Below are 17,951 nucleotides of genomic sequence, written 5' to 3'. Positions count from 1 at the left end.
ACAATGAACTTACATGAATTGTCAGCAGGGAAAAAAATAGTTTTATCCGGATTAGTGTGGCTGCTGTTTGCACTGCTGCCGTCTGGTTTTGCAGGAGCAGAGGAGCTCTTTCTTGACCGGGATGAAGCCATGGAGATTGCTCTGGCGAACAATCTCGGGATCCGGAGTCAGGAACTGGATACCGGTATAGCTGAAAGAAACTACGCGCATAGATTTAATGTGCTTATTCCATCGATATCTGCCCAGGGGACGCTTGCACGGCCGAACAAGGCGCCGGAGCTTCCGGCCCTGGCGCCGCCGGGGACCGACGATCCACCGCGCTGGAATCTGAGTTCGAATCTGAGTGCTCAACTCACTCTGGCGCCGCAGATGTATTTTGGAATACGGGCTGTTACCGATTCCTGGCAGAATGCTGTTACGGATCTTGATGAGGTCAGAAGGCGGCTTGAGCTGGATGTGAACAAGGCATTTAACCAGGCGCTTCTGCTCCGGCAGCAGCTTGAACTTACAGAGCGGCGTATTGCAGCGGCTGAAGAGCGTTTGACGGAGATCGAGGGAAATTACCGGGCTGGTCTGGTGGATGAGCTGACACTCAGGCGTACCCAGGTGGCGATTGAAAACCAGCGACCGGGGCTGCTGCGTCAGCGACAGGCAATGGATACGGCTGCCAGAAATCTGGCTTTTACACTCGGGATGAATGACGGCAGGCTGGTATATCCGCTTGGCGAGATCAACTCGGTGGTAATTCAGGCCGATGAGCGCCTGGCGGAACTGATTGACCGAAGTGCGGATCTGCAAGGGCTGCGGCAGGCGGCTGCGGGTCTGCAGACCCAGATGGATCTTACGAGGTCGCAGATGCTGCCTACACTTACCCTGGCTTTTTCACTTAGCCCTGCGCTCAGCGGGGATCCTTTTTCCGGGGATGTCCTGGAGGGCGATAACTGGAATGACCGGGGGAGTTTTTCACTGACGCTGCGTCAGCCCATTGATCCGATTCTTCCGGGGTCCAGTACCAGGAGGGATCTTGCGAACCAGCGGGATCAACTGAGCAGGCTGGATATACAGAAACAGCAGGTGCGCAATGCTGTCCGGCTGCAGCTGCAGCAGTTGATTGCAGGCACACAGGCCAGCCGGGATACTATTGCGAGTCTGCAGAGTAATATTGATCTTGCGGAACGGGCTTTTGTGCTGGCTGAAGAGGCTTTTGCTGCCGGATTGCGGGACTACAGTGTGGTCCGGGATGCTGAGATAGACGTGGCCGATGCCCGTCTGCAGCTGCTGCAGGAAGAACATCGCTATGCAGATCTGCTGCTTGATCTGGAATTTCTACTTAATACTGAACTGGAACAATTGATCGACATGTTCAAGGAGAATGAATAATGAAAAAACTGCTTTATACTGCTGTTGCTGTGCTGCTGATGGCTGCTTCATGTGGCCTGGGAAATAGTGAGGACGCTGCTGTTGAAGGGGACGGGCAAGAGGAAGAGCTTGTCAGGATTGCGGTCAGGGTGCAGGAACTGCAGCCGACCATTTTGCAGAATTATATACTGGTAAACGGCGAGATTCGCCCGGAAAGCAGTGTGGATGCCTTTGCAGATACTGCCGGGACGCTTATCCGCCTGGATATCCGCCGCGGTGACCGTGTGCAGCAGGGAGATGTTATAGGTGAGGTTGATCCGTCTCGTCCGGGGCAAAGGTTTGCTCCCAGCCCGATACGGGCACCGATTTCGGGGACGGTAGTGGCGGTCAATCCGCGGATCGGTTCACAGATTGCTCCGCAGACCCCGGTGGCGAGCATTGCCACCACAGAGCGTCTGGAAATTGTGAGTTCGGTTCCCGAGCGCAGAATCAGTCAGCTGAGGACAGGGACACGGGCCAGTGTCCGATTCGACGGGATTCCGGATGTCAGCTTTCCGGCCAGGATTACGCAGCTGAGTCCGGTTGTTGACCCCATGACCCGTAGTCTGGAAACGATTCTCCGCTTTGATCGTCATGACAACAGAATCAGGCCAGGTATGTTTGCCCAGGTACGGATAATCACCGAAGAGCGTGAAAATGCGCTGGTGGTTCCGCAGAATGCAGTTCTGAGGCGTGATAATACGGTTTTTGTCTTCGTCCTGGATGAGGATGATATCGCCCGCAGACGGCCGGTAGAAATCGGTATCGAGATAGATGGAATGGCGGAGCTTCGTTCAGGTGCAGCCGCTGGAGACAGGGTTGTAGTGCGCGGCCAGAATATTGTCGATGACGGCAGTGCAGTCAGAATTGTAGAAGGACAGTAGGATGCTGGTAAAAACGATAGTAAACCGGCCGACAACCTTTTTTGTCATTTTTGCCTTGCTGATCGGCTTCGGGCTGTATACGGCCACGGATCTTTCGGTTGACCTTCTGCCGGAGATCAATCCTGCGGTGCTGGTAGTGAATACTTCCTATCCCGGTGCAGGCCCGGAGGAAGTGGAGCGGGCGGTGACCAGGCCGATGGAATCGATCCTGAGCAATGTTTCGAACATTCAGCAGATCAGCTCGACTACCAGGCAGGGTAACAGTCAGGTTGTCATGGAGTTCACCTGGGGGACGAATATGGACGAGGCGACCAACGAGGTTCGCGACCGTCTGGAGATGGTTCGCGGTGTGTTGCCGGATGATGCCTCGACTCCCTCGATTTTCAAGTTTGATCCGAGCATGATTCCCCTCATGGAGCTCAGGCTCAGTGGTAACCGTAGTCCCGAGGACCTACGTGAGATTGCGCTCAGCAGCGTCCAGCCGCGGATCGAGCAGGTTCCGGGCATTGCGCAGGCAAGTGTCCAGGGCGGCCGTGACCGGGTGATCCGGGTGGATATCAGCAGGAGTCAGCTGGATGCCTACGGTCTGAGCTTCAGCCAGATTGCCAATACACTTCGCAGTCAGAACCTGGCCTTGAGTGCCGGACAGCTGGCAGAGGGAGATATCAATTATACGATCAGGACTGCGGGAGAATTCCAGAGTATTCAGGAAATCGAGCAGGCGGTGATCGGTCAGCGGGGCGGTGCAAGTATCCGGCTTGGAGATGTGGGCCGGGTCTATGAGGGCTACCAGAGGCAGGCCGGCAGGGTGTATATAAACGGTGAGCCTGGTATTACACTCAGCATCCAGAAACAGAGTGATGCGAATTCTGTGCAGGCTGCTGACAATCTGCTGGACCGTCTGGATTTCATAAACCGTCAGCTTCCGCCCGGGGTGCAGCTTGAGGTAATTCAGGATACCACTCAGCTTATACGAGACTCGCTTTCAACGGTGTCGAATCAGGCGATCATGGGTGCGGTTCTGGCAGTAATTATTCTCTTTATTTTTCTGCGCAGTATCAAATCTACATTGATTGTGGCGATCTCGATACCGGCTTCGATCATTATCACTATAACGGTTATGTATTTTACCGGACTGACCCTGAATCTCATGACTCTTGCCGGTCTCGCGCTTGGTGTCGGGCTGCTTGTGGATAACTCGATTGTTATTCTCGAAAATATCTTCCGCTATCGAGAAAAAGGTACCAAGCTGAAACCATCTGCTATTCTCGGCACCCAGGAGATGATTAATGCGATTATCGCAGCAACACTCACCACGATTTCGGTTTTCCTGCCGCTGGCCCTGTTCCGGGATCAGCTTGATATTGCCGGAGAGTTGTTTGCCGGTCTGGCATTTACGGTTGTAATATCTCTGGCTTCTTCACTGGCGGTTGCCCTTTTTCTGGTGCCGGTTCTTTCCAGCCGTTATCTGCCCTTGATATCCCGGGCTCAGAAACCGCTGAAGGGGCCTTTCCGCGTTATTGACAGTGCAATGGAGAGGATGTTCACCGGGCTGGACAATGCCTATAAATCAGCCTTGCGTTTTGTACTTCGCTTCAAGATTATTGTTTCTCTACTGATAATCGGGGTCTTTGCTGCCAGTCTGAGCCTGATTCCTTCAATCGGCTTTGAGCTTTTTCCTGATCAGCCGCAGGACAGTGTCCGGATTAATGTCAGGCTTCCGGTAGGTACACGCCAGGAGCTTACAGAGGAAATAATCTTCGATCTCAACGATATTATTATGCAGGAGATCCAGGCCTACGAGGCTATTATCATGAACATTGGCAGCGGCAATTCCGGGAACATTACTATTACCCTGCCGGAATTTTCGCAGCGTATCGAGACAGATGAGGATGTCCGGACAAAAATGCGGCCGTATTTCAGTCTTTTCCCCGGAGCTGAGTTGAGTTTCGGAGGTGGTGGAATGGGCGGCGGCGGTGGCCTGGGGGGCGGCAGCCCTATCGACATCCGTGTGCGGACTGATGATACTGCGCGTGCTACAGAGGTTGCCAATCAGATTGTGGCAATTTTGCAGGATCAGGTTCCTGAGGTTGTTGACCCGGAAGCAAACATCAGCACTGGTCTGCCGCAGGTGGACATAAAAATTGACCGCGAGCGGGCCTATGCACTGGGTTTGAGCATTTCGGCTATTGCCCAGGAGGTGCGCGCGAACCTGGACGGGATCACTGCTTCGCGCTTCCGTCAGGACGGGAACGAGTATGATATTCTGTTGATTCTGGATGAGGTTGATCGTACCCAGATTCCTGATCTCGACCGGATATTCATTCAGGGCGCTGCAGGACAGCGGATTCCATTATCCAGTGTTGCTGATTATGAACGGACAACCGGCCCGGTCAGTATTAACCGTGCCAACCAGGCGCGTGAGCTTCGAGTCCAGGCAGGCCTGGCACCCGGGGAGAGTGTGAACGATGTAGAGCCGCGGATACGGGCTCTTATTAACGAGCAGATTCTTCTGGACGATGGACTGATTATTGATTTCCAGGGTGAGTATACGGAACTGCTGAGGTACGGAAGGACATTTCTGCTGATTATAATCGTTTCCATACTGCTGGTCTTCGGTGTTATGGCAGCGCAGTTTGAATCCTTTGCGGATCCTTTCATTATATTCTTCACCATACCGCTGACTCTGATCGGGGTAATCAGCATACATTACGGGATGGGGGTTAATCTGAGCCTGTTCTCGGCAGTAGGTGTTGTTATGCTGATCGGGATTGTTGTTAACAATGGAATCGTTCTGGTTGACTACACGAACCTCCTCAGGCGACGCGGAATGAGTATTACCGATGCATGTGTGGAAGCCGGGGGAAATCGTCTGCGGCCGATTCTCATGACGAACCTGACAACCATTCTGGGTCTGGTTCCGGTTTCCTTCATGCAGGGAGAGGGTTCCGAGCTGATTCAGCCCATAGGTATTACAGTGGTCGGTGGTTTGAGTGCCAGTGCAGTGCTGACACTGTTTTTTGTACCTATTGTATATGCTGCGTTCAACAAGGTCAGTGCGCGGGCAGAGGTTCGGCGTGCGGCACGGCTTGAGCGACGGTTTGAACAGCATATCGAGATCAATGAACCAGAAGAGCAGGCTGGAGAACAAGCGGGAGAGTCATTGGATGAATAAATACAGAGTAGAAATCATTGCCAATCAGGCAGTTCAGGAAGATCTTTTTGAGCGCTTCCATGCCAACGATACCGGTCACAGGTACAGCATTATTTCCCCGGCATTCGGAAAGGGAAGCAGTGGGGAGCGTATGGGTGACCATATCTGGCCCGAGGAGAACTGCATTATCCTCATGTATTGTGATGAGGATGAGTATAAAAAGATCCGACGCTCTGTTCTGGAAGTAAAACAACTCTTCACTAATGAGGGAATAAAGATGTTTGCTGCCAGGCAGGATTTTGAAGAAATCTGATTCTTCCGGAGCGTGGAATTAAAAAAGGAGGCCCCGAAAACTTCGGGACCTCCAACAATCTAAAGGAGCAAACAACTATACTTCTCCTGTCAGGCTGAATTATGAATTCAGCTCGGCAAGAATAGTGCTGATATTAAGGCGTTCAGCCTGTCGCTGATACGCGGCGATACCTGCGTCAATGCTTACATTACCGGAAACAATCTGTGCGAATGCTTCACGCTTTGCATCACGAAGTTCACCAATGTTCTGCAGACCTACACGACCGAAGGTAAGAATGTTAAGCGGAACTGAATCTGCGGCATGGATTGCCAGAGATGCAGCATCGCGTGGATTCTGTGCTACCTTAACCGGGAACTGATCGATGTTCAGTGCCAGTGGTGGGTCGATGAATGATTTCTGCATATCGCGGTCCGGGTTGGAAGGCTGCGGCAGCATCTTGATTTCATAATCAGATCCGGCTGGAGCTTTTTCCCAGTGGATTCCCTCAACACCGTATGTCCAGAGAATCTGGCCTTCGCCCTGATCCCACATGGTTCCGATTACGTTGTCGAATACGAGCTGTGGATTCGGAGTGGTGCGGCTGATTGACAGCACCTGTCCGATTCGGTCGATGTAGTGAGCTTCTGCAATTGCAGGAATTGCAATCAGGTCAGCATTTGGATCAATGTTTTCAGCGCCTGCATGCAGACGGCTTCCCCAGGTACCTACCCAGTGCTCGAGAACGCCTGCCTGACCTTCCATGATTTTGGTACGTGCACGGCCGGTGTTGTCTGTGAAGAATTCCTGGTCGAGGACGCCTTCGTTGTACAGAGCGATCCAGCGTTCGAGAGCAGCACGCATTTCAGGACGGGTAAAACCGTCATACCATACGCCGTCGATGTTTACGAAGTCGAGGTATGCATCCTGCATAATGAAACGGTTGTAGTAGTCAAACTCCCAGCCGGACTGGTAAGGCATTGCCAGACCAACGGTGTCGTTTGAGCCGCTTCGGTTTGGGTCGTCAAATGTAAATGCACGCAGTACATCAACAAACTCATTGTAGGTTGTAGGTACATCAAGTCCTACATTGTCCAGCCAGTCCTTGCGAATGTAGGTTACGCATCCACCCCCGCGCCAGGTTGGAATACCATACACCTTGCCGTCACTCAGGCGGTAGCCTTCGTACATAGCAGGATTGATTTTTGCAGTGTGCGGGTTGCCGGCAATCAGGTCATCCAGAGGAAGAAGAAGATTTTCAGCTGCAAAAGCAGGATAATCAGCGGTCTGAAGTTCCATTACGTCTGGAATGTCACCAGCCATAACTGCAGTGGAAAGTACCTGTGAGTACTGACCATGCGGAGGCATGATAACTTCGAGCTGAACTCCGGTGAGTTCCTGGTGTTTCTGCAAAACGGCATCCCGTCCGTCCTCGGAAATCAGTACACGATTCAGGTAAGCAGTGATTTTCTGCGGCCTGGCGCTATCCTGCTGTCCCCCGGCAAAAGCCATGGCTGGTGCGAGCAGCATTCCTAACAGTAAGGTTCCCCCAACAATTCTACGTAACATACGCAGTACCTCCTAAGGTATTTTTTATTCCATTCCCCCATACGGGGGATATGATCCTATATCAGCCCTTCACGGCTCCCAGATTGATGCCCTTCACAAAGTGCTTTTGCACAAAGGGGTACACAATAAGAACCGGAATGATCGAAATAACAACAATTGAATTCTTCAGCGTCTGCGATGCAACCGCGAAGCCGTCGTAACCCTGGGTTTCAGATTCAATGAGAATACTTCTCATAAAGACCTGAAAGTTATGCAGGTGTGTGGTGCGCTGTATGTACAGCACGTACTCGAACCACTGGTTCCAGAAGAAGACCATGTAGAAGAGTCCTATAGCAGCCAGCCCCGGCTTGGAGAGCGGCAGAATGATCTGCAGGAAGATTCTCAGCGGTGAACAACCGTCAATGGTGGCTGCTTCGGTGATGCTCGTTGGAATCGACTTGAAGAAGTTCATGAGCAGGAACAGATAGTAGGCATCCATGGCTTTGACCAGGATTACCGGTATCTGCGTGTTCATAATTCCAAGGTTCCGGACAACAATAAACAATGGAACCATACCAGGTTGGAAAACCATGGTAACCAGTGCCATGCCCAGGAAAAATTTCTTGCCCGGAAGCTTCGGCTGTGCCAGAGCATAGGCATAGAGAGATGAAACGAACATCGCGGTCATCAGACCGGCAACCGTCATGTACAGGCTGACAATGAATGGAGTCGTAATTGTCGGCCGGGTTACCACATGCCGGTATCCGTCGAGTGTAAGTCGCCGTGGGAACAGACTGAAAACCGTTTCAGATGCCATTCCGTCGAAGGAGTCAGCGATAACCTTCAGAATCGGAATCATAACTATGGATACCAGGACCAGCATAAAAAGGGTGTTAATTATGGTGAAGGTATCGGGCGTTTTAAAGCCGCGGCGCGGCTTGGCCAGTGTTTTTGCATGTGCTGCCATATTAATGTATCTCCCTCATTCGTCTGGTTAATCGGTTGGCAGAAACAACCAGGACGAAGGCAATTACTGATCTGAACAGACCAACCGCGGTTGCATAGGCAAAGCGATGCTGCTGAATTCCGATTCGGTATACGTAGGTCTGCAACACATCAGCGACCTCGTAGACCATCGGGTTGTACATAACCATGACAGACTCGAAAAGATTGAAAATCTTGGCCAGGTTCATGATCAATACAATGGACATAACCGGGAACAGGTGCGGGATGGTAATGTGCCGCATCTGCTGCAGACGATTCGCACCATCCATTTTGGCTGACTCGTAGAGCTGTGGATCGATACCTGCCAGAGCCGCCAGGAAAATAACCGTTCCCCATCCAACTTCACGCCATGCCAGTGCAGACAGATAAATCGGTCTCCACCACTGTTGAGATGCCATGAAGTAGATCGGATCACCTCCGAAATGCTGGACTACTGCATTTACTATACCGCCACGTGACAGCATAAGAATGAAAAGTGATGCAACAACGACCCAGGACAGAAAGTGCGGCAGATATATAATTGTCTGCACGAACTTCTTGAACAGCGGGTTCAGGATCTCGTTGAGGAGCAGCGAAACACTAATCGTCAGTGTCATCTGAACGACAATATTTACCGAGCTTAGTATCAGAGTGTTCCGGAACGCCCGCGGAAAACCAATTCCGGAGAAGGCGACGCGGAAATGCTCAAGACCGACGAACTCACCTATTCCGCCAAGGCCATACTGGTAAAATGCCATTCGAAGCTCATACATTGGAACGAAATGAAATGTGATCAGCTGCAGCGCACCAGGTAATAGAAAGAGGTAGAACAGCTTGTGGTTCATTATCTCTCTTTTCAGACTATTCCATCGGCTTGCTTTCTGATCCAATCCACCTTCTAATTGGACTTGTCCGGGTGCAGCCCCGGCTAATTCGATGTTTCCGGCCATGCGGAGTACACCTCCCTTCTATTCAGTTTATGAATTGATTATCCAGCCGGATTCTGAAATCCGTAAAGGAACAATATTTTGACAAACACCCGATCTTTTCGAAAATCGGGGTCTATTTTTCACTATGACGCTCATTTTTTTCGATTTTTTCAGACGATTTTTATTCTAAAATATTGCGTGTTCGGAAAAGTGCAATTTTGGCGCGGAATAATTCTTTTATGGGATACTGTAATGGCTGTACGATGCTATGTCGGAACAAGGACAGAACTATCAGAATGCAAACAGCTTCAAATAAAGAAACGATCCCTCATAGCGGAATACGGCTGGCATCTATCCGCTTTTCCTTACCTATTATGGCGGAATTCCTTCTGATGTCTTTGATTGCTATGGTGAACTTGTCTCTGGTCGGTCACCTCGGTCCGGGAGCACTCAGTGCGGTGGGATTATCGAGTCAGCCGGTTGCGATCAGCCTGGCCTTGTTTCAGAGTATAAGTATTGGTGTCAGTGCTCTGGTGGCAAGATCAGTCGGTGCCAGGAATTTTGTTGAAGCACAGATGGCGGTGTATCAGTCACTGTATATTGCCGTGGCCTCCGGTGCTGTTATCGGTATTGTATCATTTATCTTTGCCGAACAGATCGTAATTGGTATGGGTGCGCAGAGTGACACCCTTGAATCTGCTGTCATATATATGAGATTTATGGCAGCCGGGATGATCTTCCAGGCAATACCAACAGCAGTCACCTCCATTCTCAGAGGCGCAGGTGATGCTACTTCACCTATGTGGTACAATATTATTACCAACATCGTGAATGCTTTGTTCGGTTTCCTGCTGATTCATGGTTTGCTGTTTATTCCGGCTATGGGAATTACCGGGGCCGGTCTTGCTACCACCCTTGCGAAGATTGTGAATACCTTTCTTGCCATGTATGCCCTGTACCGCAGCCCTCTGCCGATCCGATTGAAACTGGCCAGGCTGCCGCGCCCGGATTTCTCTATTATGAAAAGGATTATGGCAGTCGGCAGTTCAGCTGCTGCCGAGAGTATGGCAATGAGGGCCGGGTTTGTGTTTTATTCCCGGATAATCGCAGATCTTGGAACCCTGCAGTTTGCGGCACATCAGATTATTCTCAGTGCAACCCAATTCGGATCCAACGCAATGAAGGGGCTTTCGGCAGCATCCTCAAGTTTTACAGGCCGCTCGCTGGGAGAGGAAAATCCTTCACTAGCCAGGAAGTATAATCGCAGCCTCATGGAAATAGGACTGCTAATCAGTATCTGTTCAGGGATTCTGTTCTTTGGCTGGGGAGAACTTGTTGCCCGGATATTCACGGATGACCGTGAGGTTATCAGACTCACCGGGAGTGTTTTGAAGATTGCGGCAGTTATTACCATACCACAAAGTTTTCTCTCAATTCTCTCCGGTGCACTTCGCGGGGCCGGGGATACCAGGTGGACAATGTACAGTGCTTTTGCTGGAATGATTGTTGCCCGTGTGGGTTTATCGTATATACTGGTAATTCGGATGAATCTTGGATTGGAAGGCGCGTGGATTGCTGCCCTGGCGGATCAGGGTATACGAGCGGTATTTGTTACTGCCAGGTATCTGAGAGGCAAGTGGATTTACCTGAAGGTTTAAAAGGTGGGGTCAATATGAAGTATTCTGCAGTCATTCTGATTGGTATTCTAATGTCGTGTACGGCAGCTGAAACTGAGGAGGCCATGACGACAGATCCTGCTGCCGGTCAAAAAGTCCAGATTACAGCGATGTTAAACAATATTCTCCAGAACTGGGAAGGTCAGGATATTTTTATTGAGGAATTCCAGAGGCGCACTGGTGTTTCACTCAGGATAATTCAACCCCCTCATCAGAGTTACTCGGATCGTATGTTCATACAGCTGCTCTCAGGAAATGTGCCGGATATAATTGAAATTCTGCCCGAGCATCTTCCGCAACTTGTTGATTCTGAAATGCTGCTTCCTCTGGATAATCTGCTTGCACAAGCCGAGTTTACTCAGAGCATCCTACCGGAATATCTCGAAGCAGTGCGGCATCCGGATGGCCGGATCTACGGTATTCCGGCACGTGATGGGGGCGGCTGTGTCACCTACATCCGCAAGGACTGGCTGGATAACCTCGGCCTTTCGGTTCCACAGACAATGGAAGAACTGGAGCAGGTAATGTATGCCTTTACCTACAACGATCCTAACCAGACCGGGGCTGATGATACCTTTGCATACACCGATGTAATGGCGGCTTCCCAGGATTGGTATAATCGTCTGATTATGGGGCGAGGGCATGTGCAGATCTACTACGATTATGAGAGGGATTTGTGGGTTGACGGTTTTACGAGCCCGGAAACGAGGCAGGGACTGGAGCGACTCAGGGAATGGTATCAGAAAGGCTATATAGATCCGGATATCGCAACCAATACAACCTTCACTGCCCGGACCAAGTTTATAAACGGTCAGGTCGGTATTTTTACATACTGGGCAAATCACTGGGCTCGTAATCTTCAGAACCGAACAAGTGCTGCAGTAGATGATAATGTCGAGGTTCTGCCGATATCTGCAGTCGATGGCACCTTTTATATCAAGCGCATTCCGCCGGTTCTCTCAATTACCAGCGCCTCTGAACGGCCCGAAATCGTATTCCGCCATTTTATAGACAGGCAGTTTGATCAGGGAGAGATGCAGCGATTGTTTACCTACGGGGTTGAAGGCTATCACTGGGTTGAGCAGGACGGTGTGATTCATTTCCAGAGCAATCCGCAGGATCCATATGAGGCTGATTTTACACGCGCCTATGTTCCGCCAGGTTCCTCAATAAACAGCTGGGAGGGATCGAGTTCTCCTGATAGTCTGGTAGAGCTTGCCATAAGCACGATCAATGAAAATGCATATTATGAGAAACAGCCCTGGGGTGGGGAGTTTTTTAAACAGTACTTTCTTGAGATTGAGCAGCAGCTGAAGCCTCAGGTTATCTCGCAATATCTTTCCGGCGATATGAGTCTTGATGAAGCCATGATTTTTTACACCCAGGAAGTGCGGAAATTCTATCTTGATGAGATTCTCATGGAGCTGAACTCAGTGGAGTAAGGATCAGAGAATTGTACGCATTGCCAGTTCCCGCCGGTAATCACTCGGACTGAGTCCCTTTACCTTCTTGAAGACTCTTCGGAAAGTCTTGTCACTGTTGTATCCGACTTCTTCGGCTATCTCCATAATACCCGACTCTGTGTGCTTGAGCAGGTCGACTGCTTTTTCTATTCTTACCTTTTCCACAAAGGTGGAAAAATTCTCACCTAGTTGTTCCTTGAAGAAGAAGGAAAGGTAGGACTCGGTAATCGAGAATTTTGATGCCACGACATATAGTCCCAGATCATGTGCTGCAAAATTTGCACGTATATAGCGCACGATCTCACTGATGAGTTTCTGATTATGACTGCGCTTTGCGCTGTTCATGTGACTGGCAATAATGTAGAATTTTTCGACCAGCAGTTGAACTGAATCCCGGGAATTAATGTCTTCCGGTTCTCTGAGCTCGTCCACACTCAGGCCTTCAGGTAAATCAGTTTTAATTGTAGCTATGAGTTTCTGCAGGGTGCCGAAGAGTTCGTGGTAGAGATATTTTATCTGCACGGCAGATACCTTTCTCTGTCTGAAATTCTCGGAAATAAAGTTGTCAAAAACTGCTTCCAGTGCTTCGACATCTCCAGCACGGGCTGCATTACTGATTTTTATTTCCAGTTCAATCGGGAAGTAGTAGGATTGCTCATTTCTAAGGTCTTCCGAATATGCAACGATAGGTGTTTCAGGAGTTTGACCGCTGGCGGATAGTGCAAGGCGGGCTTCTTCATAAGAATCAGAAATGCTGAGAATGTCCGTCCTGGGAGTACCGATTCCGATTTCCAGTCTGCCGTGGTATACATCCTCGAATTTCTGCATCACGATCTGTAATTGTGTGAACAGTCGTGCCGCGAAGTCGCAGCTACCGCTGTATCTGCTCATGGCAATAAGAGACAAGGATTCTTCGTTGGAATCATATACCAGTACCCGGTCGCCAACTTCTCTTTGCAGAAGATCCTTGAGTACAACCTTTGACTGATTCATCTGGTTGATCATCTCAACGGTTTCAAGGGTTGCGAAGCCGCTCATGTTCAGAATCACGGCTGCAAAGCAGTTGGCATGGAGTTCTATCTCGAGATATGACAGAAAGGACTGCATTTCATTGTTGTTTCGAAAACTCCCCTGAAGCAGCCTGCTCACCAGGAGGTTTTCGTGAAATGCCTCCTGGCGATGCAGTTGATCCTGCAGGTGCCGGCTTTCACTTATCAGGTTTCGTACACCGCTGTTGAGGGCATGGATAGATGATCCCTCACTTATATCCAGACCGCTTACGTCTCTCAGGGATTCAATCAGGTTCTGTAGCGGCTGAGCTCTTTTATATGAAATAAGTGATGCTACCAGCATCGTGAATAGTATTGACAGGCTGAGTGTCATGAAGGTGATCTGCTGCAGGCGCATAACCGGGGCCAGAATAGGCTCAACCGGCAGGACGGCTACATATGTCCAGCCGCTTTCCGAGCGGGTATAGGCGACGAACATATCCTCGCCATCGACAGTAGTTCTGATCAAACCATCGCTGGCAGCGGATTCAATCTCCACAGGTTTGATACTGGAAGAAGGTTTATTGGAAATGCCTGTAATGATTTCATCGGACTCGTCGGAGATATATGCCCACCCGCCTTCAGGAAGAACGATGTTTCGAAGCAGTGAGTTGAATTCTTCTTCACCTATGAAAAAGATTAGCGCACCGTTAATCAAGCTCATTGGCATGCTGGTTCCGACCGGCATACTCTGGATATAGGGAATCATGCTCTGATTGGTGAAGTCCTCGATGGTAACCCTGCGTGAAGGCAGAAATTTCCGGCGGAAATACGAGGAAAAAATCTGATTATGCCAGTCTTCGAGGCTGGTACCCTCGATCTGCAGATAGGTTCTGCGATCTGTAAAGTCGTCATGGCGGTACATGGCATACGGCGTGAGAATAATTTCAGGATGTTTCAGGTAGATGTAGAAGGTACTCCGGAGGTTGCTGCTGTACAGGGTGTAGGTGTGGAGGTAGGAAATTATTTCTCTGACCAGTGAGAGGTTAATGGTACCGGTAGAGCGATATTCAGTGCTGAGGCGGCCGATCCTGGGGTGCCCTGCCATCTGGAAAACGCGCCATTCCAGGTCGTCAATTGATTGTTCTACTACGCTTCTGGTTTGTCTGAGTAATGCAAGCTGAGATTCTTCAACTGTATCCTGGACTTCGCCAAGCAGTTCATTGCTGATAAAAACAGCCAGAAGAAGCGGAATTGAAAGCAGCACTACATATGTAAAGAGAAAGCGCGCAAAAAATGATCGGAAGGGTTTCAAAACTGATAATCTCATATCTTCTTCAAACTCCGGTATTTCGATGGTGTGTTCCCGGTAACCTTCCGGAACACCCGGCAGAAGTAGGCTTGGTCAGAAAAACCGACTAACTGGGCAATTTCCTGAATCGATTGTGTGCTGTGCCTCAACAGCTCACAGCTCCTGGCTATTCTCAGCCGGGAGAGGTATTCCCAGGGAGAAATGCCCATATCCTTGTGGAAGATTCTTGTCAGATAGTCCTCACTTACATGTACAGAAGAAGCCAGTTTCCAGCGGGATACATTTTCCTGAAAATGTCTGTCAAAGTATAGCACAGCCTTCTTGACCAGGGAGCTTGTCTGTGGAGATATTTTTTTTCGACCCTGACGGAAGGATTCAATTCGTTCAGAGAGTTCATCATTCCGAAATACTCCCCGGTGTAGAAGCATTAGCTGAAAGAAATCAAGATCCCTGGCTGCCGGGTCGATATGCTGGAATTCCGAATCTACCAGCAGAATAGGAATCTGAGTCCATCTGGTATTGTCCCGGATTGCGGTTACTATACTCATATCACGATTTTCGACCACGAACAGGGATGGAATCTGGTCTGAATCAACAAGCGCAAGATCTTCCGGCCGAACGAGGCGGAGCAGGTCAGCCGATTCTACGAGATCATCGAGGTGATTATAGGAAGCCTCCCGGTCCGGAAACCACACCACCGGACCAGGGACTGATTCTGCTGCATAGTGGAACAGAAGGTTGCCGGTCTGCATCTGCTCCTGTTGGTCAGGAACCGCTGCAGGGTCTGTGAACAGCAAAAGTGGTATGTGGTGAGCGGCTGGAATTCTCCTGAGACGCTGAATTGTTTTCCATTCAGATGGTGAAAGCAGGTCTATATCACAGAGCAGTCCGCCTGATTGAGCGAGACCTGCCAGAGCGGTTTCTCCTTCCTCTCTTGTAACTGGAATATCTGTGTCTCTGAAGTCGCCATCGCTCAACTGCGTGAGGCTTGCCCAGTCACGTATAGATACCCGGGACCCGCTGATGCTGGAGTATGGCAAAACAAGTTCGTAGTGATGTTCTTCAGGTTCAAGGTTCATTTTCAGTTCGCCGCTATGAAGAATCATGATCTTTCTGTAGAGTCCCCAGATTGGATCGTTATCTATGTGATCAAAGTCGGGGAAATGCAAGCAGCGTATGCTGAAAAGAAGATGCACTCCCTGTCTGGAGTATTTCCCGAGAGTGCGTATATTGCAGCTTGATGAATCCTGTGGGTACATCTGAATTATTCCGCTTACGATCTGATTGAGCCGGGCACGATCCACGTCGATCAAGGGCAATCGTTGGGGGCTCAAGGAGGTTTCCGTCCATCCGCTATTGTGGAGAACCGAGTCAATAAAGGCGGCGGGATGTACAGCGCTGAAATCAAGATGCAGGGTATCGGACTGGCTGTGGGCAAGATCCTGCATGTCGTTGAGCAGTGCTATAATGCGGTCGAATTCCGCACTGACAGGGCTATTGTTTTCATTGTAGCTCTTCCATTGGGAGATTCCGGATCTGATTCTTTGGAGGGGTTCCATGAGGCCGGAGCTGGCGTTCTGTAGAAATCGGGTTTTAACCTCTTCTGCCTTCCGCGCTGCCTCCATCGCTATCCTGACAGTGCTGAGTGCCTGCAGATTTCTCAGTGCACCTGTCAGTCCCAGTCTGATCTGCTCATATACTCTTCCATCCCGAATTCCAAGGGCAACAACTGCATGGCCGTATTGCCTGGATTCATCGCATAAGGGGAGTATGAAGTAGCTTCTTCCTAATGGGAAATTCTGAAGAAGCTCCTCAGAAAGCAGTGACTCGGCAGGAATTACATATACTGGATCCAGGCGGTTATCAGAATCGTGTATGAGACCTTTTTCGTCATATCCTGAAGCTACCCGCCAGTGTTTATCTTCATATAAAACCGTGTAGATGCGATCTACACCAAGTCCGGGAAGTACCGAGAAAAGAATTCTGCTCAGATCAGTAAAGTCGGAGGCTGTGAGCAGGCGGTGATCAAGCAGCTGGAGCTGTTCAGTGATCATATTCTCCTGCCAGGCTGCTGATTTTGCAGCCTTTTCTGCCGCATCTGTTATAAAAATCTGGGCTCTTTCAAACACCGGAACAAGCCAACGTGACAGATCAACGGGTAGAATTCTCCGACAAGAGCAGTGGACGGCGGCTATCGCTTCCTGCCATTCCTGGGCTTCAATATGTTCTTTCATGGAGAGATTGAGAATTTGATCAAAGCGCTGAAGGAAAGTGGATCCGGAATCAATGCGGTCTACCAGGGACATGAGGGCAGACAGGATCTGATCAACCCACTTCTGTCTGCTGAAATCCCCGATTTGGAGGGTTCTCTGGATTTCTTTCAGCATCTCCTGCTCCAGCTCTGTTCTGGACCAGTCAAGTCCGGGGTCGGGTCCATGCTGGGGGTGCAGAATATCATCGTAGGAGTGCGCAAAGCAGCCGCAGGACCGTCGTATTATAAGTTGTGTGGAGAAACTTGTGTCTTCTCCGTCTTTTTTCCCCAGAAGTTGTACAGCTTCCTTGCTGACTTCCCGGAAGGGCATGCGTACGGTGGTTACTGCTGGTGTCAGCAGTTCACTTTCCGGACTGTCATTGAATCCGGCTGCTCTGTAGTCATCCGGGCACTTCCAACCCATCTCGGCCAGCTCGAGAACTGCATTGTATACGAGAAGGTCACTGGTTCCGATGAGTACGTCAAAATCTCGATGTGGAATCATGCCATTCTTTTCAGTGATTTCCCGGACAGCTTCAGCACCCATATTCCATTCGACTGGTGAGCTTACAAGACGCTCATCCCAGCCGAGATCCTGCTCAAGAACATAATCGCGAAATGCATGAAAGCGGTCTTCAGAGGACCGGTGCTTTGATGGCCCTCTCAGAAAAGCGATTCTCTGAGCGCCATGGAAGCGGACCATGTGATCAAGGAGGCGCTTCATCCCTGAATACACATCGATACTTACTGACGGGGCATTCGGCATCGGCATCTCGATACTTACCAGGGGCTTGTCAGTGAACTGTCCCAGATAGGCCTGCACCCCTTCCCGGCTGACGGTCCCGCTGAGCGCACTTGCCCACGCCACATTGCCGTCGATTGCATCACTGGCAGCGAGAGACAGGATGTGATTCATGTGCATTTCGACAGGATCGGGGTGTTGAAGTCGGCCGCCGACAAAAATAAAGAGACGCTGGTCTTCTTTTTCGATGTGCTCTGACATGGATTGCCAGAGAATCGGCCCGGATCCACTGTGAATATTTGCTGTGAGAAATCCGATATTCATGGTTTTTA

11 protein-coding genes are annotated in these 17,951 nt (G+C 50.1%); 6 read left to right on the top strand and 5 right to left on the bottom strand.

Translation table 11 applies throughout. From position 1 onward, the window contains the following. Positions 1–3 precede the first annotated feature (3 nt). From ACYQ2L_RS05290 to ACYQ2L_RS05275, 4 genes are read left to right on the top strand one after another with little or no spacing between them, the layout of a single operon-like run. Positions 4–1,380, top strand: coding sequence for a TolC family protein (locus ACYQ2L_RS05290; protein ID WP_460052051.1), 1,377 nt, complete (start codon positions 4–6; stop codon positions 1,378–1,380). Beyond that, positions 1,380–2,282 (top strand): efflux RND transporter periplasmic adaptor subunit, encoded by a 903-nt coding sequence (locus ACYQ2L_RS05285; RefSeq protein WP_460052049.1) that lies wholly within the window; start codon positions 1,380–1,382, stop codon positions 2,280–2,282. The genes ACYQ2L_RS05290 and ACYQ2L_RS05285 overlap by 1 nt, the downstream gene beginning before the upstream one ends. A 1-nt stretch (position 2,283) precedes the next feature. Beyond that, positions 2,284–5,457, top strand: coding sequence for an efflux RND transporter permease subunit (locus tag ACYQ2L_RS05280; protein ID WP_460052046.1), 3,174 nt, complete (start codon positions 2,284–2,286; stop codon positions 5,455–5,457). Next, positions 5,450–5,749 (top strand): PG0541 family transporter-associated protein, encoded by a 300-nt coding sequence (locus ACYQ2L_RS05275; protein ID WP_460052042.1) that lies wholly within the window; start codon positions 5,450–5,452, stop codon positions 5,747–5,749. Before ACYQ2L_RS05280 ends, ACYQ2L_RS05275 begins: the two co-directional genes overlap by 8 nt. 99 nt (positions 5,750–5,848) lie before the next feature. Here ACYQ2L_RS05275 and ACYQ2L_RS05270 read toward each other — a convergent pair whose 3' ends face one another. The 3 genes from ACYQ2L_RS05270 to ACYQ2L_RS05260 all read right to left on the bottom strand — a co-directional run bounded on the left by ACYQ2L_RS05270 (position 5,849) and on the right by ACYQ2L_RS05260 (position 9,207). Further along, positions 5,849–7,294, bottom strand: coding sequence for an extracellular solute-binding protein (locus tag ACYQ2L_RS05270; RefSeq protein ID WP_460052038.1), 1,446 nt, complete (start codon positions 7,292–7,294; stop codon positions 5,849–5,851). Positions 7,295–7,355: 61 nt separating this feature from the next. After that, entirely contained in the window at positions 7,356–8,240 is an 885-nt protein-coding gene (locus tag ACYQ2L_RS05265) for a carbohydrate ABC transporter permease (protein WP_460052034.1), read from the bottom strand. Between the two features lies 1 nt (position 8,241). Continuing rightward, positions 8,242–9,207, bottom strand: a complete 966-nt coding sequence (locus tag ACYQ2L_RS05260; protein ID WP_460052030.1) for an ABC transporter permease — start codon at positions 9,205–9,207, stop codon at positions 8,242–8,244. Between the two features lie 275 nt (positions 9,208–9,482). Between ACYQ2L_RS05260 and ACYQ2L_RS05255 the strand changes: the two genes are divergently transcribed. Together ACYQ2L_RS05255 and ACYQ2L_RS05250 are read left to right on the top strand one after the other, a co-directional pair. Further along, on the top strand, positions 9,483–10,844 hold the full coding sequence (locus tag ACYQ2L_RS05255; RefSeq protein WP_460052027.1) for an MATE family efflux transporter: 1,362 nt from the start codon (positions 9,483–9,485) through the stop codon (positions 10,842–10,844). A gap of 14 nt (positions 10,845–10,858) precedes the next feature. Beyond that, entirely contained in the window at positions 10,859–12,304 is a 1,446-nt protein-coding gene (locus ACYQ2L_RS05250) for an extracellular solute-binding protein (RefSeq protein WP_460052025.1), read from the top strand. Positions 12,305–12,307: 3 nt separating this feature from the next. Here ACYQ2L_RS05250 and ACYQ2L_RS05245 read toward each other — a convergent pair whose 3' ends face one another. Both ACYQ2L_RS05245 and ACYQ2L_RS05240 read right to left on the bottom strand, forming a co-directional pair. After that, on the bottom strand, positions 12,308–14,644 hold the full coding sequence (locus tag ACYQ2L_RS05245) for a helix-turn-helix domain-containing protein (RefSeq protein ID WP_460052022.1): 2,337 nt from the start codon (positions 14,642–14,644) through the stop codon (positions 12,308–12,310). Further along, the gene (locus tag ACYQ2L_RS05240) at positions 14,641–17,943 is read right to left on the bottom strand and encodes a helix-turn-helix domain-containing protein (protein WP_460052020.1); all 3,303 of its coding nucleotides are present in this window, start codon (positions 17,941–17,943) and stop codon (positions 14,641–14,643) included. The genes ACYQ2L_RS05245 and ACYQ2L_RS05240 overlap by 4 nt, the downstream gene beginning before the upstream one ends. Positions 17,944–17,951 lie beyond the last annotated feature (8 nt).

The sequence above is a fragment of the Spirochaeta dissipatitropha genome, assembly GCF_054657935.1.
Note: the sequence above shows the minus strand (reverse complement) of the source record. Positions and strands in the feature narration are given on the sequence as shown.

Excerpts from the sequence above, each read along its gene's own strand:
- ACYQ2L_RS05290 (WP_460052051.1), top strand. The coding sequence starts at position 4 with ATGAACTTACATGAATTGTCAGCAGGGAAAAAAATAGTTTTATCCGGA.
- ACYQ2L_RS05280 (WP_460052046.1), top strand. The coding sequence starts at position 2,284 with ATGCTGGTAAAAACGATAGTAAACCGGCCGACAACCTTTTTTGTCATT.
- ACYQ2L_RS05275 (WP_460052042.1), top strand. The coding sequence starts at position 5,450 with ATGAATAAATACAGAGTAGAAATCATTGCCAATCAGGCAGTTCAGGAA.
- ACYQ2L_RS05260 (WP_460052030.1), bottom strand. The coding sequence starts at position 9,207 with ATGGCCGGAAACATCGAATTAGCCGGGGCTGCACCCGGACAAGTCCAA.
- ACYQ2L_RS05285 (WP_460052049.1), top strand. The coding sequence starts at position 1,380 with ATGAAAAAACTGCTTTATACTGCTGTTGCTGTGCTGCTGATGGCTGCT.
- ACYQ2L_RS05250 (WP_460052025.1), top strand. The coding sequence starts at position 10,859 with ATGAAGTATTCTGCAGTCATTCTGATTGGTATTCTAATGTCGTGTACG.
- ACYQ2L_RS05265 (WP_460052034.1), bottom strand. The coding sequence starts at position 8,240 with ATGGCAGCACATGCAAAAACACTGGCCAAGCCGCGCCGCGGCTTTAAA.
- ACYQ2L_RS05240 (WP_460052020.1), bottom strand. The coding sequence starts at position 17,943 with ATGAATATCGGATTTCTCACAGCAAATATTCACAGTGGATCCGGGCCG.
- ACYQ2L_RS05255 (WP_460052027.1), top strand. The coding sequence starts at position 9,483 with ATGCAAACAGCTTCAAATAAAGAAACGATCCCTCATAGCGGAATACGG.
- ACYQ2L_RS05245 (WP_460052022.1), bottom strand. The coding sequence starts at position 14,644 with ATGAGATTATCAGTTTTGAAACCCTTCCGATCATTTTTTGCGCGCTTT.
- ACYQ2L_RS05270 (WP_460052038.1), bottom strand. The coding sequence starts at position 7,294 with ATGTTACGTAGAATTGTTGGGGGAACCTTACTGTTAGGAATGCTGCTC.